Origin of the sequence: Nocardia sp. JW2, assembly GCF_051843015.1 — a bacterium.
In the GTDB taxonomy this organism is placed as follows: Bacteria; Actinomycetota; Actinomycetes; order Mycobacteriales; family Mycobacteriaceae; genus Nocardia; species Nocardia coubleae.
The window spans coordinates 1-24,678 of record NZ_JBPXLK010000023.1 but is presented as its reverse complement, the minus strand read 5'-3'; the positions used below and the strand labels follow the sequence as shown (position 1 = coordinate 24,678).

Genomic DNA, 24,678 nt, shown 5'->3' with positions numbered 1-24,678 from the left:
ACGGGCGGCCTTCGCGTCGGTCTGATCTCAGATCGAGCCGGTGCTGAGGAAGCCGAGCAGGTCGTGGCGGGTGATGACGCCGACGGGCTTGCCGTCTTCGACGACCATCAGCGCGTCGGTGTCGGACAGGGCCTTGGTGGCGGTCGAGAGAGGTTCGCCCGAGCCGATCAGGGGGAAGGACGGGCTCATGTGCTGGGCCACCGAGTCGGTGAGCTGAGCGCGGCCCTCGAAGACGGCCGAGAGCAGGTCGCGTTCGGTGACGCTGCCCGCCACCTCGCCCGCCATCACCGGCGGTTCCGCGCCGACGACCGGCATCTGCGAGACACCGTATTCGCGCAGGATCTCGATGGCGTCGCGCAGGGTCTCCGACGGGTGGGTGTGCACCAGGTCGGGCAGCTCGCCCGACTTGCCGCGCAGCACGTCACCGACCAGCGGTTCCGGGCCCGACTCGAGCGGAGTGGTGAGGAAGCCGTAGGAGCTCATCCACTTGTCGTTGAAGATCTTCGACAGGTAGCCGCGGCCACCGTCGGGCAGCAACACCACGACGACGGCGTCGGGGTCGCGCCGGGCCACCTCGATCGCGGCGACCACGGCCATGCCGCACGAGCCGCCGACGAGCAGGCCCTCTTCCCGGGCCAGGCGACGGGTCATCTCGAAGGAGTCGGCGTCGGAGACGGCGATGATCTCGTCGGGCACGGCCGGGTCGTAGGCGGTGGGCCAGAAGTCCTCACCGACACCCTCGACGAGGTAGGGGCGGCCGGTGCCGCCGGAGTACACCGAGCCCTCGGGGTCGGCGCCGATGATCTTCACCTTCCCGCCCGAGACCTCTTTGAGGTAGCGGCCGGTGCCGGTGATGGTGCCGCCGGTGCCGACACCCGCGACGAAGTGGGTGACCTTGCCTTCGGTGTCGGCCCAGATCTCGGGGCCGGTGGTCTCGTAATGGCTTTCCGGGCCGCCCGGGTTGGAGTACTGGTTGGGCTTCCAGGCGCCGTCGATCTCGCGGACCAGGCGATCGGAGACGTTGTAGTAGCTGTCGGGGTGCTCCGGCGGCACGGCGGTCGGGCAGACCACGACCTCGGCGCCGTAGGCACGCAGCACGTTGCGCTTGTCCTCGCTCACCTTGTCGGGGCAGACGAACACGCACTTGTACCCGCGCTGCTGGGCGACCAGGGCCAGGCCCACACCGGTGTTGCCCGAGGTGGGCTCGACGATCGTGCCGCCCGGCTTCAGCAGGCCCTCTTCCTCGGCGGCATCGATCATCTTGACCGCGATGCGGTCCTTGGAGCTGCCGCCCGGGTTGAGGTATTCGATCTTCGCGGCGACCAGGCCCGCGTTCGGGCCGACCACCGAGTTCAGCCGAACCAGTGGGGTGTTGCCGATGAGGTCGACGACATGATCCGCGATGCGCATGAGCTCCATAGTTGCAGAACCTCGCGCGCAGGTCGCGACCTGGTCCGACAGTATGTGCCAACGCACCGGTCCATCACCCGGCGGCGCGACGCCCCGACAGGCCGACAGCGGTGACGACTGCCCCGGCGAGCACCAGCCCCACGCACCACCACAAGGCGCCGCGATAGGCCGCGGTGACGGCATCGGCGTCGGCGTAGGCGTGCCCGGAAAGCCCGACCAGCAGCGGCAACGCGGCGACGGCGAGCAACCCGGCCGTGCGCGAGACCGCGTTGTTGATGCCGCTGGCGACCCCCGCCCGACCCGCCGGTGCGGCGGCGAGGACGGTACCGGTCAGCGGGGCGACGAGCATCGAGAGGCCGAGGCCCATGGCCAGCATCCCGGGCAGGATGTCGGTCACGAAGCCGGGGTCGCGCGGCGCACCCGCGAGCAGCGCCAGCCCACCGGCCAGGACCAACGCGCCGATCACCATCGGCCTGCGTGGCCCGAACCGGGTGGCGACGGCGCCGAATCGCGCCGCGAGCAGGAACATCAGCACACTGATCGGCACGCTCGCCGCCCCGGCCGCCAACGGCGACCAGCCGGCGCCGATCTGGAGGAACAGGGCGATGAACACCATCGATCCGGACAGCGCGGCGTAGACGAGCAGCGTCACCACGTTGATGAGGGTGAAGACCCGGTCGGCGAACATCTCGGGCGGCACCATCGGATACCGCGCCCGCCGTTCGACGACGACGAACGCCACGGCGGCAGCCACACCCGTCGCCGCGGCGCCGACCGTCGCGGGCGTGGCGCCGGTGTCGGGCCATTCGGTCAGCGCCCAGGTGACCGCGGCCAGCGCCACCGGCGCGAGCACGATGCCGGGCAGGTCGAAGTGCTTGCCGTCCGCGCGTTCGTCGCGTGACTCGGGCGCGCCGCGCAACAGCAGCAGGGTGAGCACGGCCAGCGGGAGATTGATCGCGAACGCCCACCGCCACGACAGCCCGACCAGCCAGCCACCGAGCACCGGGCCACCCGCGGTGGCGACGCCGAGCATGCCGGTCCAGGCGCCGATGGCCCGCATCCGGTCGTGATGAACGAACGACGACTCGACCAGCGCCAGACTGCCCGGGGTCAGCAGGGCGGCGGCGACGCCCTGCAACAGCCGTGCCGCGATCAAGGTTTCGATCGTCGGCGCGAGCGCGCACAGCGCGGAGGTGACAGCGAACGCGGCGACACCCCAGGCGAACATCCGTTTGCGGCCGAACCGGTCGCCGAGCGCGCCACCGACCAGGATCAGTGAGGCGAGTGCGAGGGTGTAGCCGTTGATCACCCATTGCAGCGCGGCCAGGTCGGCGTGCAGTTCGGAGCCGATCCGGGGAAGCGCGACGTTGACGATGGTGCCGTCGAGAAACCCCATCCCCGAGCCGAGCACGGTGGCGGCGAGCAGCCGTCGCCCGGCCGGTTCGCCGAGTCGCAACAGCTCGGGCGCCTTACCCACTCCCGCACCATAGTCCGCCGTAGAATTTTCGGATGTGAGCGCACCTCGAATCAGCTGGCGCACGGCCGCGGTCACCGGCGCCACGACCGTCCTCGCCGGGTCGGGCGCGGGCACCGTCTCCTGGGCGACCTACCGGTTGCTGATGACCCAGGCAGGCGCCGCACGCGCGGTGATCGGTCGTGACACCTCCAAGCCGCCCGAGGCCGACGGCGTGTACGCCCCCGGTGCGACCCTGCCCGAGCCATGGCGCAAGAACGTCCCGTTCGACCTGCACCTGATGATCTTCGGCGACTCCACCGCGGCCGGTCTCGGCTGCCTCGGCGCCGCCGACGTGCCGGGTGTGCGCCTGGCCCGCGGCCTGGCCGAGGCCACCGGCATGCGGATCCGGTTGAGTACCAAGGCGATCTCCGGCGCCACCTCCAAGGGCCTGGCCGGACAGGTCGACGCGATGTTCATCGCGGGCCCGCCGCCGGACGCGGCGGTGATCCTGGTCGGCGCCAACGACATCACCAAGAAGCATTCGATCCGTGCCTCGGCCCGCAGGCTCGCGCAGGCGGTATCGCGGTTGCGCGAGGCCGACGCGCTGGTCGTCGTCGGCACGTGTCCCAACCTCGGCACCGTCACCGCCATCCCGCAACCGTTGCGCACGGTGGTGGCGAACTGGAGTGTGCGGCTCGGCAAGGCGCAGACGGTGGCGACCACGCTGGCCGGGGGAATCGCGGTGCCGATGGGCTCGCCGCTGGTGGCCTCGGAGTTCCGGGCGGCTCCCGAGATCCTCTTCGCGACCGACGGCTTCCATCCTTCGGCAGCCGGTTACGAACTCGCGGCCGCCCAGTTGTTGCCGGTGCTCGTCTCCGCGGTGCGTGGCCGCCCTGGTCTTCCTGTCGCGCAGAGCGAGACGTACATTCACGAATGAGCGGTATGTACAACAGCCGTTCGCGCCAGCCTTCCGAAAAGGAGTCCTCATGCCCGAGGCCGTCATCGTTTCCATCGCCCGCTCCCCGATCGGCCGTGCCGTCAAGGGGTCCCTGGCCGGGATGCGCCCGGACGACCTGACCGCGCAGATGGTCCAGGCCGCGCTGGCCAAGGTCCCTGCCCTCGACCCCACCCAGGTCGACGACATCATCCTCGGCACCGGCTCCCCCGCCGGTGAGGGTGGCTTCAACCAGGGGCGCATCGTCGCGGTGAAGCTCGGCCTCGACGTGGTCCCCGGCACCACCGTGCACCGCTACTGCGCCTCGTCGCTGCAGACCACCCGGATGGCCTTCCACGCGATCAAGGCCGGCGAGGGCGACGTGTTCATCTCCGCCGGTGTGGAGACCGTTTCCCGCTACGCCAAGGGTTCGGCCGACAGCTCGCCCGACACCAAGAACCCCGAGTTCGCCGAGGCCGAGGCCCGCACCGCCAAGACCGCCGAGGGCGGCGCGGGCGCGTGGCACGACCCGCGCGAGGACGGCCTGCTGCCCGACGCCTACATCGCGATGGGGCAGACCGCCGAGAACGTCGCCTCGCTCACCGGCATCAGCCGCGAGGACCAGGACCACTGGGGCGTGCGCTCGCAGAACCGGGCCGAGGAAGCCATCAAGAACGGCTTCTTCGAGCGGGAGATCACCCCGGTGACCCTGCCCGACGGCACCGTCGTCAGCAAGGACGACGGCCCGCGCGCCGGCGTCACCTACGAGGCCGTCAGCCAGCTCAAGCCGGTGTTCCGTCCCGACGGCACCGTCACCGCGGGCAACTGTTGTCCGCTCAACGACGGCGCCGCGGCGCTGGTGATCATGAGCGACACCAAGGCCAAGGAACTCGGTCTCACCCCGCTGGCGCGCATCGTGTCCACCGGTGTCTCGGGCCTGTCCCCGGAGATCATGGGCCTCGGCCCGATCGAGGCCGTCAAGAAGGCGCTCGCCCTGGCGGGCAAGTCGGTCGCCGACATCGACCTGTTCGAGATAAACGAGGCCTTCGCCGTGCAGGTGCTCGGCTCGGCGCGTGAGCTGAAGATCGACGAGGACAAGCTCAACGTCTCCGGCGGCGCCATCGCCCTCGGCCACCCGTTCGGCATGACCGGTGCCCGCATCACCGCCACCCTGCTGAACAACCTGCAGACCTACGACAAGCAGTTCGGCGTGGAGACGATGTGCGTCGGCGGCGGCCAGGGCATGGCCATGGTCATCGAACGCCTCAGCTGAGAAGCGTCTGGATAGCACAGCGGCTCCCCACCGGATCGGTGGGGAGCCGCTGTTGGGTCTATCGCTTGTCTCAGTCCCGCTGGAAGTAGCTCAGCAGGCGGAGGATCTCGACGTAGAGCCAGACCAGGGTGACGGTCAGGCCGAGGGCGACGCCCCAGGCGGCCTTCTCGGGGGCCTGGGCGCGGATCAGCTGGTCGGCGGAGTCGAAGTCCAGCAGGAAGCTGAACGCGGCGATGGCGATGCAGACCAGGCTGAACACGATGGCGAGCGGGCCGCCGTCGCGCAGGCCGAAGCCGCCGTCGGTGAAGAAGCTGGCGATCAGGTTGCCGAGCATCAGGACCAGCACACCGACCATGGCGCCGAGCAGCATGCGGGTGAATCGCGGGGTGACCCGGATCGCGCCGGTCTTGTAGACCACGAGCATGCCGAAGAACACGCCGAACGTGCCGAGCACCGCCTGGCCGATCAGGGCGCTACCGCCCACACCGCCGAAGGTGACATCGGTGAACATCAGCGACAGCGCGCCGAGGAACAGACCCTCGAACGCCGCGTACGACAGTACGAGCGCGGGGTTGTCCATCTTGTTGCCGAAGCTGGCGATCATGACCAGCACGAAGCCGATCAGGCCGCCGCCGATGACGAACAGCGGCGCCAGCGACGGGTTCGCCGACGACAGCGCGAAGGAGACGATCGCCGAGACGGTGAGCACCGCGAGGGTGATGCCGGTCTTGGTGACCACGTCGTCGATGGTCATGGCACGGGTGGCGGGCGCCTGCTGGTACTGCTGCCCGTACTGCTGGCCGTATTCGCCGTACTGGTTGCCCAGCTGGCCTGCGCCGGTCACGCCCGAACCGAAGTTCGCGTAACCGCCGACTCCCTCTTGGCGAGGTAAGTTCTTGAACACCGGATTCGATGAGGTACGCACCGTGCGCCTTTCCTGGAGTGATGAAACGTCGTACAGCTCCAACTGCCCTGTTCAACGTGTCGCGAACGAACAAAGTTCCCGGCGGCGCGATCATTGACCGCATCACCGTCCGTTCGGACAAATCGGACTCTACCCCGTCGGAGCGCCCCTATCGTTGTACGTCGCGCAGGCCACGGACAGACCGCGTCACCGTGAATTTCTGGTTCCGGTCGATCACGTCGGTCCGCCCGACCATCCGTTCCACCACACCCCGATAGTTCAGGTGCGAGTTGTACACCGTCCACAGTTCGCCGCCGGGGCGGAGCACCCGGCCGGTCTCGGCGAACATCTTGATGGCCGAACCGGTGTGCACGGCCGCGCCCACATGGAACGGCGGATTGCACAGCACCAGGTCGGCGCTGTTGTCGGCGGCCGAGGACATGGCGTCGTCGCGCACCACCGTGACGCGGTCGTCGACACCGTTGGCGGCGGCGGTCGCCCGGGCCGAGGCGACGGCGGCACAGGACTGATCGGTGCCGACCACCCGGATACGCGGACGCGATTTGGCCAGGGCCACCGCGAGAATGCCGGTGCCGCAACCGAGGTCGATGGCCTCGCGGGCGTCGGGCTTCATCCGATCCAGATGTTCGAGCAGGAACCGGGTGCCGATGTCGAGGCGTGGGCCGGAGAACGCGGCACCGTAGGCGACCACGTCACCGTCGATCTCGATGATGTTCTCGCGCACCGGGAATCGTGGTTCGCCGACGGGTAGCGGTTCGCTGACGACGAGCACCCGTGACTTCTGCCTGCCCCGGCCCGCCCGCACCTGGCGGAACGTTTCGCCGAACACCTCGTTCATGGTCGGGGTGAGGTATTTGTCGCGGCCACCGGCGTAGACGACCACATCGTCGGCGGCGTAGCGGGCGATGGCCTCGGCGATCTCGGCGAGCCCGGCGAGCATTTTCGGCAACCGCATCACGACCACGCGGGCGCCGGTGAGCAGGTCCGCGTCGAGCCCGTGCACGGTGAAGCGGTCGGCGAGACCGAGGTTCTTGGCGTTGCCCGCCAGGGCGAGTTCGCCGGTGAGCAGGTCCTGGTGCACCCGGATGCCGCTGTGTCCGTGCCGTACCGCTACCCCGAGGGTCAGCGCGCCGTAGGCGTCGCCGATCACCGCCACCTCGCCGCTGCCCGCGCCCGCGAGCGCGTCGGCGGCGGTATCGAGAATCAACCGATCCGCGGCGTCGACGGCATAGAGGTTCGGCGCCTCCACGTCCGGATACCGGCGCAGCCGGGTGAATACGTCCTCGACACTGTCCACGCGACAAGTGTGCTAGATCGTTGCCCCATCGTCACATCCACCCCTGCCGCACATCGGAACCGGCGCCCACATATGCGCACCGAGCATGGAAAAGACTGACGGCGAACGGGTTACAGCGATGCGTGCCGACCGCGCTGATCCCGCGGTACACGCGCCCAGCAAACTCACAGCCTGGACACGCGCCCGGCTGATTCCCGCAACCCTCGAGTTCACCTGAGTACCATCGGTCACATGCGCAACGCCCCCGTGTTCGTGCTGATCGCCGCCGCGGCTCTGGTCCTGCCGAGCTGCGGTTCCGACGACGCGCCCGCCGCGACTCCCTCGACGACGACAACGAGCACCGCGAGCACGTTCGCCGACGCCACCGGTCCGCGCGACAACGACGCGAAGTCGGGCGAGGCGAGCGACGGCGCCGCCCTCACCGTCACCGATGTCCGCCTCGGCCACCACCCCGGCTACGACCGGGTCGTCTACACCCTCGGCGGCACCGGCACCCCCGGCTGGCAGGTGGCCTACACCGACAATGCCGTGCAGGACGCCAGCGGCAAGGCCGTGGACGTGGCCGGCAGCTCGATCCTGGAGGTGCGCATCCTCGGTTCGGCCTACCCGTTCGACTCACCCGTTCCCCCGTTCGCGGGGCCCGATCCGGTCACCGATCCCAGTACGCCGCGCATCACCGGCGTCTACAAGTCGGTGGTCTACGAAGGCGTCACCCAGTCGTTCATCGGGCTCGACGCCGACCGTCCCGGTTTCACCGTGAGCACCCTCGCCGACCCACCGCGCCTCGTCGTCGACATCGCGAACGACTAGTTCTACCCCTACCACGTGCGGGTATTGCGGTGAGCCCCTGAGCACTGGTTAGACTCGTCGCCGTGACCGTCCAGCCGTCGTACGCGCGCCTCGTGAGGGCCTTCGCCGTCGTGCTGCTGCTGGCCGGAATCGTCGCCATGCACTCGGCGGTATTCGTCACCTCCGCACACGACACCTCCGCTCACGCGCACAGCAACGCCGCCCACACAGCCGTCGGTCCGGCTGTTGAAGCGGTACCGGCGCAGAACGACTCGACGGAGGACCACGGCTGCGGCAGCGGCGGATGCACCGAACACGCGGCCGTCCACGGTTGCGTGTTCATCCTCGTCGCCTTGGCCGTCGTGCTCGGCTGGATGCTGCTGACCAGGCTCACCGAGGACGCCGACGCCATCCGCCGGGCCGGCAGAACTTGGCGCGGCAGACGCGAACGGCCACCTCCCTGGACCGTCCTTTCCCTTTCCCAACTGGCGATTCTGCGGATCTGACAGGTCGGCCCACGCGGCCCCTGTCCGACACCCCACACCCGAATCCCCAGGAGGATCACCCATGTCCATCACCCGTACCGTTCTCGCCCTCGCCGCTGTCGCGGTGGTCGCCGCCGGGTGCGGCGACGACTCGACCACGCACACCACCGAGCACTCCTCGACGACCACGGCGAGCACGACGAGCGCCACGGCCCGCACCGACTTCAACGACGCTGACGTGACCTTCCTGCAGATGATGTACCCGCATCACGCGCAGGCGGTCGAGATGTCGAAGATGGTGCCGAGCCGAACCCAGAACCAGCAGCTCATCGCGCTGGCCGCCCAGATCGAGCAGGCACAGGCACCGGAGATGCGCCAGATCACCGACCTGCTGACCGGCTTCGGCAAGCCCGCACCGAGCGCCGAGGGCCACGGCGGCCACGGCATGCCGGGCATGATGACCGAGGAACAGATGAGCGCGCTGGCAGCGGCGAACGGCGCCGAGTTCGACCGGCAGTGGCTGCAGATGATGATCGAGCACCACCAGGGCGCGGTCGCCATGGCCCAGACCGAGCTGGCGGAGGGAACCAACCCGGAGGCGAAGCAGCTCGCCACCAAGATCGTCGCCGATCAGGAGGGTGAGATCGCGACCATGCGCGGCATGCTCGGCCAGAGCTGACCCGGGGGTGGCGCCGCGCCGGACCGGCGTGGCGCCACCTGATCGTCGCGAAGCCAGTACGGTCGATGTGTTCGGCCACCGCGACGGTGACCGACGCTCCGGCGAGGGAGGAGAGACAGATGCTGGTACGGGAACGAATGGGGCTCGGCACCGCGCTGGTTGTCGTAGCGGGCGCGCTCACGCTGGCCGCCTGCACCAATCAGGTGCCCGGTACCGCCGAGGCCAACCTCACCGACCTCGCCTCCTACACCTCCGAGGTCGCGGCCTCCTCGACCGCGAAGGTGAAGGCGGCCAACGACTCGGCCTGCGACGGACTGCGCGCGGCCAACAAGAGCTCGGTCGCCTCGTTCAACGCCTATATCGAGGCGAGCAACAACCGCGCCCCCGACACCGACACCAAGGCCAACGAGGCGGTTCCGGTGCTGCGCAACAATGCCAAGGACGTCGATCGCAAGGTCACCACGGATGTCATCGCCGAGCTGGCCGACCCGCTGCGCTCCTACCGTGACAAGACCAACCTGCTCGCCGACACCCTCGAGCGCCGTGCGCCCACCGACGAACTCAACGGTGTGATCGATCAGTTCAACGCGTCCAAGGACGCGGCGATCGAGGTCTGCAAACCCTACGGCCGCTAGCCACGTAACAGGAACATCACCGTTCGCGATTGCCACTCCGAGACAAGTCATCGGAGGGGTTGCGTGCGTGGGTTCCTGAAATATGGTGCGGCGATTGCGGTTACCGCATTGTCGCTGACCTCGGCGGCACTGCTGCCCGTCGCGGCGGCCGACCCGCCGATCGCACGGCACTGCGAGGTCAGCTCCGGACGCACACCGCAGGCGGCCTCTCCCGCCGAGGTCGCCCTCGATCCCGATCGGGTCGCCGAGGCCATGCGCCTGGCCGTCGACCCCACCCGCTTCAACATCCAGCTCTACCGCAACAACTGCCTGGTGGCGGCGGGCCCACGCAACACCGAATCCGGTGGGGTGCCGTGGAATCTGTGGAGCGGGACCAAGAGTGTCGTCGCGCTGATCGCGGGCGCGGCGGTCGACGAGGGCCGCCTCGACGTCGACGCGCCGATCGGCCGCTACCTGCCCGAGGGGCTCGGCGACGAGGGCCACCGGGCGATCACCGTGCGCAACCTGCTCACCGAATCCTCCGGGATGGAGGTGGCCATCGCCGCCGAGGGCGCGACGGGGCTGGCCCAGCTGGACCCGAACGTCGTCGCCCAGGCGCTCGCGATGCCGATCGAACGCCCGCAGGGCACCCAGTTCCGCTACAGCCAGCGCGCGGTCGACCTGCTCGTCTACGTCATCGCGCAGGCCGTCGGCGAAGACTTCCAGGACTTCGCCCAGCGAAAGCTGTTCGACCCGTTGGGCATCGAACGCACCGATTACTACTGGGCCCGCGATCGCGCCGGAAACACCTACGGCCACGCGCATCTGCTGCTCCCGCCGGACGACTTCGCGAAACTCGGTCTCCTCGTGGGCAATCGGGGCCGATGGAACGAGCAGCAGGTGATCTCGGACGCCTACCTGCGCGAGGCGTTGTCGCCGTCGCGGGCCATGCCCTGTTACGGCTTCCTGTTCGTGATCAACGGCGCGCCCTGCCGCCTCGAATTCCCCGGCCTGCCCGACGATGCCGTGAAGATGTCGGGAATGCTGCGCAACGACAGCTACATCGTGCCCAGCCTCGGGCTGGTGCTGAACTGGACCGGCGTCGCCACCCCCGGCATCTCGACGACCTACACCCATGACGTGATGCGCAAGCTGGTCTCGTCGTTCCGCGATGTGGCGGTGCCGGATCCGGGACCGTATCGGGAGAAGCCGGACGTGAGCGTCACCGATCCGATGATCGCCCGGCCCGACCCGGTGTTCGGGACCTTCGGCCTCGGCCCCTACGCCTATCCGGGCTGCGGTTTCGTCGAATGTCTCGGCGAGACACCGAAAGCCCCGTTCGCCGACACCCCTCCCGGCTGCGTGGTACTCGGCTGTATCGGCCCCGACCCGCGCACTCCCGGCATCCGCTGACGGCTGGCGTATCCTCGACAACGACCGGACAGGACCAGTAGGGACCGGTTCGCCGAGAGGAGCCAGCCCCATGCCAGCACCGCTGCGAGACAGCGCAGTGCCCAAGCATGAACAGTTGCGCGCGATTCTGCTGCAGAAATGCACGCGCGAACTCCAACCCGGCGATCTGCTCACCAGCGAGCGAAACCTGATGCAGGACTACGGCGTCAGCCGGATCACCGTGCGCGAGGCGGTCGGTCAGCTGGTGAACGAAGGCTATCTGGTCCGGGTGCGCGGTAAGGGCACCTTCGTCGCTCACCGGCCGGTGCAGTCGCGGTTGCATCTGGCCTCCTTCACCGAGGAGATGCGCGCCCTCGGCCATCAGCCGAGCACCCTGGTGCTGGTCGCCGAGGAGGCCACCGCGCCCGAGCCGACGGCCCGCGCGCTGCGGCTGCCGCAGGGCGCGCGCGCCTATCACGTGCGCCGCTTGCGCCTGGCCGACGACGACGCGGTGAGCGTCGACGACGCGTGGTTCAACCCCGAACTCGTCCCCGACCTCATCGCCCACGATCTCACCGGCTCGCTGTACCGCCTCGCCGCCGACCGCTACGGCAGGCCGATCGAACGCGCCGAGCAGACGGTCGACGCCCAAGCCGCCGACACGGGGATCGCGGCGCTGCTCGGCGTCCGCAAGGGCGCACCCGTTCTGCATTTCGACCGGGTGTCGTTCAGCGCCGACGTGCCGATCGAGCACACCCACAGCTGGTACCGCTCCGATCGGTACCGCGTGCAGATGGAAGTCGGAAGAAGCACCTGAAACACTCGTATTTCAGATACCGTATGGGCGCCATCACAGTGAAGTGCTCGGAGGTATCACCGTGTCCCTGTCCCCCACCCTCACCCGCGCGGGCGTTCTGACCGCGCTGGCCGCCACCGCCTTGCTCACCGCGGGCGGCACCGCCAACGCCGTCGGCAGCGCCGATTGGGATCTGCTCCCGTCCGGCTCGGTGGTGATCGGCCCGCCCACCGGCAGCGCGGGCTCGGTCGACATCGGGCTGCCGACCGGTTCGGTCGACGCCGACTTCGGCTCGAGCGCACCCACCCCGCCGCCGCCCTCGGGCTCGGCCGTAATGCCGGGCTCCGCAAGCTGATTCGCGTGGCGCGTCATCGCGGAAAGGTGACGCGCCGCACTCGGAACGGCACCGATCGAGCCGCGAATCCGTTCCGGCGCAACCGAAGCTGTTTCCTCTTCACCGAACCGGGCATACGCCCCACGAGACGCGCCACCCGGTGCGTCTGATCGTTACCCGAACAGGTGAGCTTCACATGATTCTTCTCGGTGCAATTCTTCTCATCGCCGGCCTCGTCTTCGGCATCCCGATTCTCAACACCGTTGGTGTGATCGTGCTCGTCATCGGCCTCGCGCTACTCATCGCGGGCAGCATCGGGCGTCCGGTCGCCGGTCGCAGGCACTACTACTGAGCCGGGCCTGCCACCGGAAAGGACACGTCATGACGAATACACCGCGCATCGTTTCGATCGTTGTGCTGGTCTGGTTACTGATCGGTGTCCTTGCCGCAGGTCAACGCGGCTACTACACCGAGCGCGACCAGAATTGCGCTTCGTTGGGCACCATCGCGGTCACCATGATCGCGGGCCCGCTCAACTACATGGGCGTCAACCCGAAGGTCGACGACTGCGAACTCCCGCAACCCAGCTAGCCGGAATCCGCGCGCGAGCTACCTGGCTCGCGCGCGGATCAGGGCTGCCAACCGTTCCAGAGATTCCTGATTGCGCGCGGCGAAGGCCACGTCCTGGGCGAGTCCCGGGATCAGGCTGGCCGGGCCGCGCGCGGCACGTTCGGTCATCCGGATCGTCGTGTGCCCCGGCTCGGCCTCGGCGAGGGTGATCCGGATCCAGGCCGACCCGATCGACCACAGCCGCGCCTCCAATTCCAGCCGGTGCGGCGGTTCGACCGTGCGCACCTCGGTGGTGTCGCCGATCAGCACCGGCCACAAACCGAAGCGGTAGTGGATACGGCTGCCGACGGCGGGCCATTCGGGGTCGACTTCGCGGATGTGCGAGGCACCGACCACCCAGCTGGCGTAGAGCCAGCCGTCGGACAGCGTCGCGAACGCGACCTCGCACGCCACCGGCACGGTCACCTCGGCAGTCAGCACCAGACCAGCGTAATTCCCGTCCGCCCCGTCGGCGCGGCAACGCGGGCCCCGGCCGGCGGCACGCCGAACGATGACAGATGCGGGAAAATTGCTGTACATCGTTTCGACGTGGGATCGTTCCCTTATGTCCACGCAACACACCCGGCTCGGCGACCAGCCAGGGCCCGCCGATCCGGCGCTCGAACACACCCTGTTCGGGCATCCGATCGGGCTGACGAATCTGTTCGGCGTCGAGCTGTGGGAGCGTTTCTCCTTCTACGGCATGCTGACGATCCTCGGCTACTACCTGTACTACACCGCCGCGGACGGCGGACTGGGGATCGCGCAGAGCACCGCGCTCGGCATCGTCGGCGCCTACGGCGGATTGGTATACCTCTCCACGGTCCTCGGCGGGTGGATTGCCGACCGGGTGCTGGGCATGGAACGCACCGTGTTCTACGGCGGTGTCGTGGTGATGGCGGGCCATCTCGCGCTGGCCGTGTTGCCCGGATTAGCCGGTGTCGGTGTGGGTTTGGTGCTCGTGGCACTCGGCAGCGGCGCGTTGAAGGCCAACGCCTCCTCGCTGCTCGGCACCCTCTACGCGCCCTCGGACGCGCGCGTGGACGGCGGCTTCACCCTCTTCTATCTCGGCATCAACATCGGCGCCTTCACCGGTCCGCTGCTGACGGGTCTGCTGCAGCGCGAATGGGGATTCCACGTCGGCTTCGGCGCGGCCGCGGTCGGTATGGCGCTCGGCCTGACCCAGTACGTGGTCTTCCGGCGCAACCTCGGCACGCACGGGCGTGAGGTCCCAAACCCGGTGACCCGTGCCGAACTGCGGCCGGTGCTGACCGGCGTGGCCGTCGCCGCCGTGGCAGCGGGCCTGGCGATCTGGGCCGGGTGGATCACCCTCGACAACCTCTCCGATGTCACCACCGGCGTCATCGTTGTCGCGTCCATCGCCTATTTCACGGTGATGCTCACGAGCGCGAAGGTGGAGCCGGTCGAACGCACCCGGGTGGTGGCGTTCATCCCGCTGTTCCTGGCCAACGCGGTGTTCTGGTCGCTGTTCCAGCAGATGTTCACCATGCTCGCGGTGTACTCCGACGAGCGCGTCGACTGGCGCATCTTCGGCTGGGAGGCTCCGGCCAGCTGGATCGGCTCGGTGGAACCGGTGTGGATCATCGCGCTCTCGCCGCTGTTCGCGCTGCTGTGGACCAAACTCGGCAACCGGGCGCCGAGTACACCGATCAAGTTCGCGCTCGGTGTCATCGGCATGGGTATCGCGTTCTGGTTGTTCGCGCTGCTGTCCGGCTTCGAGGGCAAAACCGTTCCGGTGCTCGCCGTGTTCGCCATCCTCGGCGGTTTCGCGGTCTCGGAACTGCTGCTGTCCCCGATCGGCCTCGCGGTGACAACGCACCTCGCGCCCGCCGCGTTCCGCTCCCAGATGATGGCGCTGTACTTCTTCTCGGTCGGCATCGGCACGTCGATGGCGGGCACGCTGGCCCGCTATTACAGCCCCGACAGCGAAGGCGTGTACTTCGGCGTCAGCGGTGCGGCCGCCATCGCGGCCGGACTCGTCGTCGCGGCCTGCGCGCCGTGGATCAAACGGCACATGCAGGGTGTGCACTGACCCGCCGGGGTAACTCTTCTCACAACGTTCGCATGCAGAAGGAGAACAACGTGCCGACACCGGCAGAAACACCCAGCCGATGGGGCGGCATGTTCCGCACCAAATCGGTCGAGCAGTCGATTCTCGACACCGATGAACCCGACTCCAAACTCCGCAAAGACCTGACGGCCTGGGATCTCACGATCTTCGGTGTCGCCGTCGTCGTCGGCGCGGGCATCTTCACCCTCACCGCCCGCACCGCGGGCAATGTCGCCGGGCCGTCGGTGTCGCTGGCGTTCGTGTTCGCCGCCATCGCCTGCGGTCTCACCGCGGTCTGCTACGCCGAGTTCGCCTCGACCGTTCCGGTGGCCGGCAGCGCCTACACCTATTCCTATGCCACCTTCGGTGAACTGGTCGCCTGGATCATCGGCTGGGACCTGATTCTCGAATTCGCGCTCGCCGCGTCGGTGGTGGCCAAGGGTTGGTCGCAATACCTCGGCACTGTCTTCGGATTCGAGTCGGCCACAGTGAAATTGGGGTCGATCACCTTCGACTGGGGTGCGGTGACGCTGCTGATCGTGCTCGGCGTGCTGCTCGCGGTCGGCACCAAGGTGTCCTCGCGGGTGTCGGCGATCGCGGTGGCCATCAAGCTCGGTGTGATCGCCCTGGTTCTCGTCCTCGGCATCACCTACTTCAAGGCCTCGAACCTGAGCCCCTACATCCCGCCGTCACAGCCCGCCGACGACGGCGCGAGCGGTCTGCACCAGTCGCTGTTCTCGTTCGTCACCGGCGCCGGTGACAGCAGCTTCGGCTGGTACGGCCTGCTCGCCGCGGCCAGCCTGGTGTTCTTCGCGTTCATCGGTTTCGACGTCGTCGCGACCGCCGCCGAGGAGACCAAGAACCCGCAGAAGGCGGTGCCGCGCGGCATCCTCGGTTCGCTGCTCATCGTCACCGTGCTCTACGTGGCCGTCACCCTCGTGCTCACCGGCATGGTGCCCTACACCGAGCTCGCGGGTGAGAACGCCACGCTGGCAACGGCATTCGCCATCCACGGGGTCGACTGGGCCAAGACCGTCATCTCCATCGGCGCCCTGGCCGGCCTCACCACCGTGGTGATGGTGCTGTTCCTCGGCCAGACCCGCGTGCTGTTCGCCATGGCCCGCGACGGCCTGCTGCCCCGCTGGCTGGCCCACACCGGCAAGCGCGGCACCCCCGTGCGCCTGACCGTGATCGTCGGCATCGTCTGCTGTGTGCTCGCCGGTTTCGTCGAATTCGGCACGCTCGAGGAAATGGTCAACATCGGCACCCTGTTCGCCTTCGTGCTGGTGTCGGTCGGCGTCCTCATCCTGCGCCGCACCCGCCCCGACCTGCCCCGCGGCTTCCGCGTCCCGCTCGTCCCCCTCATCCCGATCCTGGCCGTCGCGGCCTGCCTGTGGCTGATGGTGAACCTGTCGGTGGAAACCTGGCTGCGCTTCCTGGTCTGGATGCTGCTCGGCTTCGTGATCTACTTCGCCTACAGCCGTCACCACTCCCTGCTCGGCAAGAAGGAGGCGTTGGCCAAAGACTGACCAGCGACGATAGCTCCCCGGCCCGGATCGGCGCGCTCCCCCGCGACACGCCGATCCGACCGGGTCTACCGTCAAAATTCCGGTACACCCGTACGAGTCGCTAGGCTGTCGGCGGACGCCCCTATAGCCCAATTGGCAGAGGCAGCGGACTTAAAATCCGTCGAGTCTGGGTTCGAGTCCCAGTGGGGGCACCAAAAGGCCAGGTCAAGACCTAACTGGTGCTGAAATCTTGCACGTCATGGGCTGGGGCCAAGAATATGCCAAAGTTCCGGGATGATGTTCCTGTCACCTGCCAGCGCGGCTGGCTTCATTAGCGGGATGCAGAGCTGTCCGCAAAGTTGACAGTTCACCGAACGCCTGGGCCCGGCCTGGCGGCGACTGTGAATGTTCGAGGCCACCCGCACGATTGATCTGCAGATTTCGGCGTCTGCGCAGAGGACTTCGATCGTCGGCGTGTCTCGAGTTGGTGCGCGCTACCGCGCATTTCGGCTCGTTCCCGGAGCGACCGCCGAGCGAGTTTCATACCTATCGCTTTGGCGACGTAGGTATGTTACTTTTGGCTGAGCGAGCAGATGGTCATCCGAGGCCGTCGTCGCACCAACCGATTGAAGGGCGGTTTCATCATGGGCATTGCATTGACCACCGGTCAGGTCGCCGAGGAGCTGACAGGGCTTCTCGCTACGAATGACAGGCAACCAAGCATCACCGGAGCGAAGGTCCTTACGCTCGTCGACACGGGCCTCTTCACCGACATCGGACCCGGAAAGCAGGTGCGCGTCGATCGTGACGAGGTCGTCGCGGTGGCGAATGCGACCCGCTACGTGCCTGACCCGGAAGAAATTGCCGATCTGATCTTCCGTGTGAGCGTAATCAAATACCGGGATAGCGTCTGTCACGACCTGCACAACAACGTACTGCGCACGCACGCCGGGGTCGACTACGCGAACCCCGCCCTGCTCGGCGGTGTCGAGGGGGTCTGGAAGCTCAGTTTGCACAACGCGAATCGGCTAGTCGCCGAGAGGGGAAATCTGTTGGCCACGGCGAAGGGCTACGTGCATCCCGAACACGTGCGAGAGGTCGTCCGCTGGGAGCATGTTGCGGGTACCTCGCGCCGCTACTTCCACACGAAGATGGCGTCACCCAAGGTACGAGAAGCCGTGGGATCGGGAATCTGGATCGACGTTCCGCCGGGCCGTGAGTCCGACATCCTCGTCGGCTGATACTGCAACGGCACCCTGGGTCAGGTGAGTGGGTGTCGTCGCCGCTCGGCAGTGCCATAGGCAGGCTTGGTACTGGTGACGACACCAACTCAACCAGGCCGAGATATGATCAGCGACATGGCGCGGAGGGCAAGACGAACGCGACGAGCAGGCACCGGGTCAGTCGATCACCAAACCCTGCCATGCCCATGCCGATCACGGATCTTCATCGGCTCAATGGACACCGAGTTTTGAACCAGCAGATGCGCCTACCGTGGCGCTGAAGGTGGCGGAGTGAACCCTGCTGGCCACACCGTGTACTCGTCGTAGACGATCCCAGTTAGGTCGATTCCAGAGAAGTCTGCGCCAGTGAAATCGACATCTTGAAACTGAGCGTAGCTCAGGTCCGCACTCTGTAGGTTCGCGTTGGTAAGGTTCAAGCCCACGAGAATTGCACCCGATAGTCGCGCGTGAGCGAAGCTAGCTTCGGAGAAGTCCGAAAAGAATAGTGTAGCTTCGGTGAGATCCGTGGCGTAGAACTCGGCATTGACGGCACGGACATACGACATATCGATGCGGGGAGCGCTGGCGGCCCGAAACCATGCATCCGTCAACTGCACATCATAGAAGTCTTGCTCGGATAGGTCAGCCAGGCTGAATGAGCTGCCGGTCAAGTCGGCCTTCCCGAATTCGGCCTCGCGCAGATCTGCTTGGACAAAATTTGATCGGATGAATCTAGCATCGGTGAGGTCGAAAGCGGCCAGGCACGCGCCGCGGAAGTCCGGCCCCTCTTCGGGCCACTCATGTTCGGGTATGGACTTGTAGTGCCGGAGAAGGATATTCATCGCTGTTTGAAGATCCAGAGGACCTCTTTGTCTGTTCCCTACCTGCACGTCGCCCTTGCCAATCAAGACGCTCCGATCGGTAGGCTCGCACCTCGCTTCGTCACGTTGTCGGACAAACGCCTCGAGAAGCTCGTAGACGATGGGGGCGTCGCTCGGGGCGTCCTTCGCAAGCCGTTCTAGGAGGTAGACACCAGCCAAGCGGGCGTTGATCTTTTCCGAGGCCAACTGCTCGGTGGCCTTCTGCATGCGATCCGTAATCGCTGTCTGTCGCGTCAGCGCCATTTGGTCATTGGTCGCTCGAAGAGTCTGGTTCGTGAACCACAAGGCACCGACGGCTGCAGCTGCGCCGACGAATGTGGCCACGGCTGTGGCTACCGAACCGGTGGCTTGCCAAGCAGTCCATCGTCGATCTGCGTCAGGTTCAGCCGATGGAGGTTCAGGGTCAGCTGTTGTCGGTACAGAGGATTCTGACACCGGTTCCCCAGCAGTCTGTGTAGCCGGTAGCTGATGGGCACCCGTTGCGGGAGTGGACGATGCGGGCGAAGCTGCCGTTGCCGCTGCGGCAGACGACGCTTCGTTCGCCGATAAAGTGGACTCAGAATCTCCATTGGATGGATCAGCTGGCGCAGCTTCACTCGGTGCCGGTCCTTCCGGCGATTCTTCCCCCGACTGCATCGTCTTCTCCTTAAACGAATTTCGTGTCCAGCGTAATCACCCATGGTCACCGCCGCCTACTGCGCAGGCGCCGACTTGGCCGACGTCATCACCATCTTCGCCGCGACCGGACTACGGCTCCGAGACGTTCGGGTTGGCCTAGTCCGGCATCGACGCCAACGCAGAGACACTTGCACCCGGGCGGCAGAATCGTCCGACCGCAGGCAGGAACTCGTCCCGGCCTCCGACGATGATGGCCCAAACCACACCAGGATCATGATCCTGCCCGAGTTCGTGCTCAAACGGCGCGAGGACGAGTTGTGGCCAGACACAAGACCTCGCCACCAAAGCCCGAGGTCGAAGACATGGACCTGGTGTTCCTCGCCGGTGTGGAACACTGCGCGACCCCCAGAATGTCGGTTACGCGTGGCAGAGAGTCAGAGAATCACTGGGCTTCGCCGAGGACATCGCCCACACAGCTTCCGGCACGCGGTGGCCACAATCCTCGATGAGGCAGTCCTGTCCGCATGTGGCACCGCCGATGTCCTCGGCCACGTCGATGTCCCGATGACCCAGAGCTATTACATAGCGCGAGGCCGCCCATACCGGACCACGGCGAATGTCCACGACCTCGCCGTCAGCATCGCACCAGTGGATCTTGACGCGTGACCGCTGCAGCTTCGGTGACGGTCACGCGTCACTATGCTGTGACGACTACAGGGCGGCTCCACCATTCGAGCCCATGCTCGCGCCGACAGCTGCCCTTGGTCGATCGTGACACGGACGCCAGACCAATTCACGACATGTCGAGCTTCCAGCTCGCATAGATGCGACTCGGAGGCCCGCAGCCTCTCGGCGCTATCAGCCCTAGGGGCGCGGATTGTCCGGGACCGACCCAGGAGGACGGCCGTCTTCCCCGCCCCCGGCTTAGCGGTCTATCCATGAAATAGTCCCGGTGGGAGCCTTGATTGTTCACTCCGACTCTCATTATCAAGCCCAACCTGTGGGGACTGTAGTCGCTCTCGGATGATTATGCACGACGCCCGGGAAACGCCATCTAGGCGTCCCACGAGGCAGCCCTGACAGATTGCGACTACCTCGAACATATACCAGATGTCTACGTCACACCTGGCTATTCAAGGTAGTCCAGAAACTCCGATCGCCCAAGGTGATCACCACCGCACCCGCCTACAGCCCGTAGTCGGCTTCGATTCTGAACTGACCGTGCGAAAACGCAGGTCGGCCTTGTTCCCATCTTCGATGTGCCCCGCCGAGGAATCGAACCTGCGACCTACCAGCAGCGCAACCTCATCTTCGACATGATGCTCACCCAGGCCCACACCGGCGCCGCGGAATCTTCCACAAGACCAGCAAAAGCATCAAGGCGGCTGCCGATATTCAAAAGAACCTCAACTAAGGAAGCTGCGCTACAACGCCTGTTCGCGACCTTCCTAACCGATTGCGGCTATTCGGATCAGTCGCAGTTGCCGCTCGGGCACCTCTTGCGGGCAGCTCGGACGGCAAACTGCGCTCTGCTTCGCCCGAAGTGTTAGCCGAGCACTCTCTGAACCGGCGTGTTGACTCGCTTCTGGGAGAACTGGCCCGTAAATATCGTTCATGCATACACACTGCCTACGGACAGCGCTCTACGGTAACGGCCTGACGGCGCCCGAGACCGACAAACGCATAAATATTCTCGAGACACTCGAGCGAGAAGGACGCTGCCCCGCTGCGGAGCCAAACAGTCGGAATGGCCGGATACGTCACGTGCCATCTCCGACATGTGTCTGAAGATATGCAATACATGCGGCCAGGAGGAAGCTATCGCGCAGTTCACCGGTCGTGGGAACATCCCGCCGATCCCGGGGTGGCCAACACTGCAGGCCTCGATGTAGTGATGTCATATCTGGTTGCTCTGCTCTCCGGAGTGCAGAGCAACCTCAATCCGCAGATCTAGAGATAAAGCTTGGAGGGACAGACCTCGCGACAAACCTCGCGTGCGATCTGTCCGCTTCTTACCTACTTCGCTCCGCGAGAGGCAGTACCTGCGGCAGCCAACTCGGATCAGCTCCTACTTCGAGCAATTTCGCGATCAACGGTCTCCGATCGTCGGTTGAGTCACAGTGGAAACGAAGCTGCAAGATGTTCCCCCTGTCGGTGTAGCTCCCGACCGAAGCCAGTTCGATCCAGCAGGAGAGCGACTGTTGACCTTCTTCCGTACAGTGACACTCGACCTTTCGAACAGCTAGCGGCAGACCCCAGATCGGATCGGTCAGGGAGCCGATGAAATTGTCGTGGTAAGAGCTGGTCATCGACGACGATGTGAGTTCCATTTTCACCATCGGACCCGACGTCCACCCAGAGAACATATAGGCACTCGTGCCGAAATGTAGGAGCCCGATCCGTCGCAGCAGACCTGAACAGAGCCATTCGATATGGCCCTGAGTTCTGATCCTGCGGTCGATACAAGATGTCTCGGCGTCTGTCAGGCCATCGTCATGCCATGTCAGTCGCTGATTCGCACCATCGAAGTCTTCCTCGACGGCCTCGATGGCATCTCGCCAGGAAACACCCGAAGCAGCGCGAAGCACCACACTGGAGGACGTCCCGGACAGCGTCACCTCGAGATCTGATCTCGTGCGGTGACACACGCGCAACCCTGGAATCCCTGTGACGAATCCACCCTCGGAATCGGCCACCGGCGCCAAGCACTGCAGCACCGTCTGGGCTGCATCCCACGGCTCGCTGAATCCGATGACTTTTCTGTCGAGGAAGACCATCAACGTTCCCTCGGCGGTAGGCCTTGCCCGCGATATCGCGAAAGGATGCGCCGCCCACAGCGAGCCAAACGACATGGCTGTGAACAGCCATGATTCCAGGCGGGCTTGAGCCCCTTCCGCGGCGGGGATCGGTGGCTCTTGATTGATATTCATCGTCTGCTTCGCGTATTGCATGGACTCACCCGTGTAGCGGCGGTAGGTACCGAGCTCGGTGAACCTGGTCAGCGAGCAGTCCTGAACATCCGCTCGGCTACTTGGGTGCGGCGAAGGCTTGAGTTCGTCATCGTAGAGCGTGCTACGTCGCAGATTGAGACGAACACTGCCAGAGATGGTGTCGCGCAGGGTATAGCTGTAAATGCCTGCTGAGCAATGGTCGCAGTAGCATTCGTGATCGATCATCTCGAAAGGCAAACCGAACCTTCTGTCGCAGCTTTTCGATCACTTGACCGTGGGTCAGGTGTCCAGCCCATTCGACCTGGATGAGCGAATCGTGCTCGCGGACGTCTCGCCAGAGGTCGACAAATCTCATGAGCGGATTCCCTTTGAATATCTGGGGACGTCGCAGTAGTCCGCTCATCATCGCGTCGGAAAGATCAGAGGATTCGGTCCGCGAACGCCGAATCTCTGCGAGTTCGCCTGCTTCGGCCGAGTGCAGGTCCTTGTTGCGACACAAGATACTTCGGTGCACTGGCTGCGGATCTCCGTCGATCTGGGAGTCGAGTGCGCAATGCCAAGTCGCGGCGTCGATACCACGCAAGAGTACGGCAGCTCGGGAGTCGACCTGGGTAAGCAGCGCTCCAGCCCCGGTGAACTCGACTCTCAGTCCCGGGATGCCGTGCAGGGCCGAGTTGTCTTCTATCCGTGGGACTACTCGAAGCAGGAACGATCCGAGCTCTGTCCCCATCTGGAGTTGCAGGCCCCTCCCTTTCGGGGATGCGGCGGCGATTCCGAAGGGCTGGCTCGCACCTGTGTCAGGAACTTGTGGCGTAGACCCGTAGCCGACAGCCCAGAGAAGCGCAGCTTCCAGTCTCGCCTGCTCAAGCGAAGCAGCGGGTATGGCGGGTACGGCGCGCCGAGAGCCGAGCGACCGTATGTCGGTCAGAGCCTGACAGTACTTCTCGCCGGTGTACCGCTCAATACGAATTTTCGCGAGACGCCTCAAATTACCTGTCACAACGGCTCCCTCAGCACGTACCCGGACTCGCGCTCAGGATCGGGCGACAAATCGCACTCGACGCTGGAAGGTGACAGGAAGGCAACAGCCGTTTTCGCCTTGAGCGGCCCCATGTCCGGGATGGAGTCGGCGTGGCGCCTGTGCGCCGACGCCAAGTCTCCGATAGGCACACCAGGAGCGTCAACAACCAACACGCCCACCGCGCGAGAATTTTCATCACTCGCCCCTGAGCATTGCGTGCATCCGTGCCGTTGCCAGGAGTGTGTCGGTGCGTTGGCCACGCTCATGAACTTCGCAGTAACTGCCGCTGCCCCAGCGGGATTCGAGAAGGCCCACAGATGGACCGTAGGTTGTCGCAGGCAGATTGCTCTAGTCCCGACTGGAGATGCCCCCAAGCGCACGCGGCACGTGCCGCGAATAGCCAGACCACCACGGCGGCAACCGATTTGACCCACACCAAAGGTACACCAAAGATTCAGAGTGATTGGCCATGATTGTCCGCGACCGGACGTGCATCACCTCTGGACATTGCCGCAGGTAGATCGGTATGCGTGATCCACCGGGATCGACAATGCACACCGTTTTACCCCGAACCAACACCCGTCGAGTCTGGGTTCGAGTCCCAGTGGGGGCACTTCGGTGCTGGTTCAGAGCCGGCTTGCGTCGGCTGGCGCAGTCCAGGAAGCAATCCGTCGGTACCGCGCTAGGTGAGGGCGGGCGTGCTGGGGATCACGCTGGGTTTCGGTGGGTCCGCGGCGTAGCTTCGTGCGTAGGCGAATCGCGGGCACGAAGGGGTGTTGACGATGCGGGTGATCGGGCGGATTCGGGGATATGCCACGGTGGTTCGGCGGGCTCGCCGGCATCGGGGGGATCTGGTGGGGTGGCTGGGGCGGCGGCCGCAGATCGGGGTGGCGACCGCGGGGTACGAGACGGCGTTGTTGTTCAGCAACAAGCTCGATCCTCGGCTCAAAGAGCTCGCCGAGCTGAAGACGGCGGGGCTGGTGGCCTGTCAGTTCTGTCTCGATATCGGATCGGCGCTGGCGCATACGAGTGGGTTGAGCGAGCGGCAGATCACCGATCTGCCTCGCTATCGCACGAGTGACGCCTACAGCGAGTTGGAGAAATTGGTGATCGCGTTCGCCGAGGCGATGACGGTGACGCCCGCGGTGGACATCGACGAATTACGGGCCGGCCTGCTCACCCATCTCACGAAAGCGCAACTGACCGAACTCGCCGCGACCATCGCCTGGGAGAACCAGCGAGCCCGCCTCAACCAAGGGCTCGGGGTGCAGCCCACCGGGATGGCAGACGGCCTGGCATGCGCGATGCCGGAGCGTCCGCACTCTTCGTGATCGCACGGGCACTCCTGACGATCTTGGTTACCACCACTGTGGCACGGCACCGAGCCCGCGCTCGTGTCTCCGCCGACAACC

General features: G+C 65.9%; 22 protein-coding genes and 1 tRNA gene. 16 read left to right on the top strand and 7 right to left on the bottom strand.

Annotation, left to right across the window (positions count from 1 at the left end; genetic code table 11):
• Positions 1–27: 27 nt before the first annotated feature.
• Both ACSVDM_RS25185 and ACSVDM_RS25180 read right to left on the bottom strand, forming a co-directional pair.
• Positions 28–1,410 carry a cystathionine beta-synthase gene (locus ACSVDM_RS25185; RefSeq protein ID WP_067485967.1) on the bottom strand — a complete coding sequence of 461 codons (1,383 nt, stop codon included), beginning with the start codon at positions 1,408–1,410 and terminating at the stop codon, positions 28–30.
• A gap of 73 nt (positions 1,411–1,483) precedes the next feature.
• Positions 1,484–2,887, bottom strand: coding sequence for an MFS transporter (locus ACSVDM_RS25180; protein WP_439268352.1), 1,404 nt, complete (start codon positions 2,885–2,887; stop codon positions 1,484–1,486).
• A gap of 34 nt (positions 2,888–2,921) precedes the next feature.
• Between ACSVDM_RS25180 and ACSVDM_RS25175 the strand changes: the two genes are divergently transcribed.
• Both ACSVDM_RS25175 and ACSVDM_RS25170 read left to right on the top strand, forming a co-directional pair.
• Positions 2,922–3,803 carry an SGNH/GDSL hydrolase family protein gene (locus tag ACSVDM_RS25175; RefSeq protein WP_357397510.1) on the top strand — a complete coding sequence of 294 codons (882 nt, stop codon included), beginning with the start codon at positions 2,922–2,924 and terminating at the stop codon, positions 3,801–3,803.
• 49 nt (positions 3,804–3,852) lie between these two features.
• Positions 3,853–5,073 (top strand): acetyl-CoA C-acetyltransferase, encoded by a 1,221-nt coding sequence (locus ACSVDM_RS25170; protein WP_067485604.1) that lies wholly within the window; start codon positions 3,853–3,855, stop codon positions 5,071–5,073.
• Positions 5,074–5,143: 70 nt separating this feature from the next.
• Here ACSVDM_RS25170 and ACSVDM_RS25165 read toward each other — a convergent pair whose 3' ends face one another.
• Positions 5,144–5,998 carry a Bax inhibitor-1/YccA family protein gene (locus tag ACSVDM_RS25165; protein WP_067485966.1) on the bottom strand — a complete coding sequence of 285 codons (855 nt, stop codon included), beginning with the start codon at positions 5,996–5,998 and terminating at the stop codon, positions 5,144–5,146.
• 148 nt (positions 5,999–6,146) lie between these two features.
• The gene (locus ACSVDM_RS25160) at positions 6,147–7,295 is read right to left on the bottom strand and encodes a class I SAM-dependent methyltransferase (protein WP_439268351.1); all 1,149 of its coding nucleotides are present in this window, start codon (positions 7,293–7,295) and stop codon (positions 6,147–6,149) included.
• A 231-nt stretch (positions 7,296–7,526) separates the two neighbouring features.
• Between ACSVDM_RS25160 and ACSVDM_RS25155 the strand changes: the two genes are divergently transcribed.
• The 9 genes from ACSVDM_RS25155 (at position 7,527) to ACSVDM_RS25115 (ending at position 12,975) form a co-directional block, all read left to right on the top strand.
• A complete protein-coding gene (locus ACSVDM_RS25155; RefSeq protein WP_439268350.1) occupies positions 7,527–8,105 on the top strand; it encodes an AMIN-like domain-containing (lipo)protein in 579 nt (192 codons plus the stop codon).
• A gap of 62 nt (positions 8,106–8,167) precedes the next feature.
• Entirely contained in the window at positions 8,168–8,590 is a 423-nt protein-coding gene (locus ACSVDM_RS25150) for a DUF6153 family protein (protein WP_439268349.1), read from the top strand.
• Between the two features lie 61 nt (positions 8,591–8,651).
• Entirely contained in the window at positions 8,652–9,248 is a 597-nt protein-coding gene (locus ACSVDM_RS25145) for a DUF305 domain-containing protein (protein ID WP_439268348.1), read from the top strand.
• Positions 9,249–9,367: 119 nt separating this feature from the next.
• The gene (locus tag ACSVDM_RS25140) at positions 9,368–9,883 is read left to right on the top strand and encodes a hypothetical protein (protein ID WP_439268347.1); all 516 of its coding nucleotides are present in this window, start codon (positions 9,368–9,370) and stop codon (positions 9,881–9,883) included.
• A 108-nt stretch (positions 9,884–9,991) separates the two neighbouring features.
• Positions 9,992–11,275 (top strand): serine hydrolase domain-containing protein, encoded by a 1,284-nt coding sequence (locus ACSVDM_RS25135; protein ID WP_439268346.1) that lies wholly within the window; start codon positions 9,992–9,994, stop codon positions 11,273–11,275.
• A 70-nt stretch (positions 11,276–11,345) separates the two neighbouring features.
• Positions 11,346–12,071, top strand: coding sequence for a GntR family transcriptional regulator (locus ACSVDM_RS25130; protein ID WP_067637869.1), 726 nt, complete (start codon positions 11,346–11,348; stop codon positions 12,069–12,071).
• A 61-nt stretch (positions 12,072–12,132) separates the two neighbouring features.
• Complete coding sequence (locus tag ACSVDM_RS25125; RefSeq protein ID WP_439268345.1) at positions 12,133–12,405, top strand: hypothetical protein; 273 nt, start codon at positions 12,133–12,135, stop codon at positions 12,403–12,405.
• Positions 12,406–12,580: 175 nt separating this feature from the next.
• The gene (locus tag ACSVDM_RS25120) at positions 12,581–12,736 is read left to right on the top strand and encodes a DUF6131 family protein (RefSeq protein WP_166655728.1); all 156 of its coding nucleotides are present in this window, start codon (positions 12,581–12,583) and stop codon (positions 12,734–12,736) included.
• 29 nt (positions 12,737–12,765) lie between these two features.
• Positions 12,766–12,975 (top strand): hypothetical protein, encoded by a 210-nt coding sequence (locus tag ACSVDM_RS25115; RefSeq protein WP_067485590.1) that lies wholly within the window; start codon positions 12,766–12,768, stop codon positions 12,973–12,975.
• 18 nt (positions 12,976–12,993) lie between these two features.
• On the opposite strand, the gene ACSVDM_RS25110 is transcribed toward ACSVDM_RS25115, so the two are convergent.
• Positions 12,994–13,434 carry an SRPBCC family protein gene (locus ACSVDM_RS25110; protein ID WP_067638018.1) on the bottom strand — a complete coding sequence of 147 codons (441 nt, stop codon included), beginning with the start codon at positions 13,432–13,434 and terminating at the stop codon, positions 12,994–12,996.
• Positions 13,435–13,558: 124 nt separating this feature from the next.
• On the opposite strand from ACSVDM_RS25110, the gene ACSVDM_RS25105 reads away from it, so the two are divergent.
• The 4 genes from ACSVDM_RS25105 (at position 13,559) to ACSVDM_RS25090 (ending at position 17,813) form a co-directional block, all read left to right on the top strand.
• On the top strand, positions 13,559–15,046 hold the full coding sequence (locus ACSVDM_RS25105; protein ID WP_245655281.1) for a peptide MFS transporter: 1,488 nt from the start codon (positions 13,559–13,561) through the stop codon (positions 15,044–15,046).
• 89 nt (positions 15,047–15,135) lie between these two features.
• Positions 15,136–16,593 carry an amino acid permease gene (locus ACSVDM_RS25100; protein WP_357148589.1) on the top strand — a complete coding sequence of 486 codons (1,458 nt, stop codon included), beginning with the start codon at positions 15,136–15,138 and terminating at the stop codon, positions 16,591–16,593.
• A 117-nt stretch (positions 16,594–16,710) separates the two neighbouring features.
• Positions 16,711–16,787: transfer RNA gene (locus ACSVDM_RS25095), tRNA-Leu, on the top strand.
• A 378-nt stretch (positions 16,788–17,165) separates the two neighbouring features.
• On the top strand, positions 17,166–17,813 hold the full coding sequence (locus tag ACSVDM_RS25090; protein WP_439268344.1) for a hypothetical protein: 648 nt from the start codon (positions 17,166–17,168) through the stop codon (positions 17,811–17,813).
• 248 nt (positions 17,814–18,061) lie between these two features.
• On the opposite strand, the gene ACSVDM_RS25085 is transcribed toward ACSVDM_RS25090, so the two are convergent.
• Positions 18,062–19,000 carry a pentapeptide repeat-containing protein gene (locus ACSVDM_RS25085; RefSeq protein WP_439268343.1) on the bottom strand — a complete coding sequence of 313 codons (939 nt, stop codon included), beginning with the start codon at positions 18,998–19,000 and terminating at the stop codon, positions 18,062–18,064.
• Positions 19,001–21,306: 2,306 nt separating this feature from the next.
• Positions 21,307–22,470, bottom strand: a complete 1,164-nt coding sequence (locus tag ACSVDM_RS25080; RefSeq protein ID WP_439268342.1) for a hypothetical protein — start codon at positions 22,468–22,470, stop codon at positions 21,307–21,309.
• Positions 22,471–24,048: 1,578 nt separating this feature from the next.
• Between ACSVDM_RS25080 and ACSVDM_RS25075 the strand changes: the two genes are divergently transcribed.
• The gene (locus ACSVDM_RS25075; protein ID WP_439268341.1) at positions 24,049–24,597 is read left to right on the top strand and encodes a carboxymuconolactone decarboxylase family protein; all 549 of its coding nucleotides are present in this window, start codon (positions 24,049–24,051) and stop codon (positions 24,595–24,597) included.
• Positions 24,598–24,678: the final 81 nt, after the last annotated feature.

Coding starts and splice junctions, on each gene's coding strand:
- ACSVDM_RS25140 (WP_439268347.1), top strand. CDS start 9,368: ATGCTGGTACGGGAACGAATGGGGCTCGGCACCGCGCTGGTTGTCGTA.
- ACSVDM_RS25105 (WP_245655281.1), top strand. CDS start 13,559: ATGTCCACGCAACACACCCGGCTCGGCGACCAGCCAGGGCCCGCCGAT.
- ACSVDM_RS25080 (WP_439268342.1), bottom strand. CDS start 22,470: ATGATCGATCACGAATGCTACTGCGACCATTGCTCAGCAGGCATTTAC.
- ACSVDM_RS25145 (WP_439268348.1), top strand. CDS start 8,652: ATGTCCATCACCCGTACCGTTCTCGCCCTCGCCGCTGTCGCGGTGGTC.
- ACSVDM_RS25090 (WP_439268344.1), top strand. CDS start 17,166: ATGGTCATCCGAGGCCGTCGTCGCACCAACCGATTGAAGGGCGGTTTC.
- ACSVDM_RS25100 (WP_357148589.1), top strand. CDS start 15,136: ATGTTCCGCACCAAATCGGTCGAGCAGTCGATTCTCGACACCGATGAA.
- ACSVDM_RS25115 (WP_067485590.1), top strand. CDS start 12,766: ATGACGAATACACCGCGCATCGTTTCGATCGTTGTGCTGGTCTGGTTA.
- ACSVDM_RS25130 (WP_067637869.1), top strand. CDS start 11,346: ATGCCAGCACCGCTGCGAGACAGCGCAGTGCCCAAGCATGAACAGTTG.
- ACSVDM_RS25170 (WP_067485604.1), top strand. CDS start 3,853: ATGCCCGAGGCCGTCATCGTTTCCATCGCCCGCTCCCCGATCGGCCGT.
- ACSVDM_RS25075 (WP_439268341.1), top strand. CDS start 24,049: ATGCGGGTGATCGGGCGGATTCGGGGATATGCCACGGTGGTTCGGCGG.
- ACSVDM_RS25120 (WP_166655728.1), top strand. CDS start 12,581: ATGATTCTTCTCGGTGCAATTCTTCTCATCGCCGGCCTCGTCTTCGGC.
- ACSVDM_RS25185 (WP_067485967.1), bottom strand. CDS start 1,410: ATGCGCATCGCGGATCATGTCGTCGACCTCATCGGCAACACCCCACTG.
- ACSVDM_RS25155 (WP_439268350.1), top strand. CDS start 7,527: ATGCGCAACGCCCCCGTGTTCGTGCTGATCGCCGCCGCGGCTCTGGTC.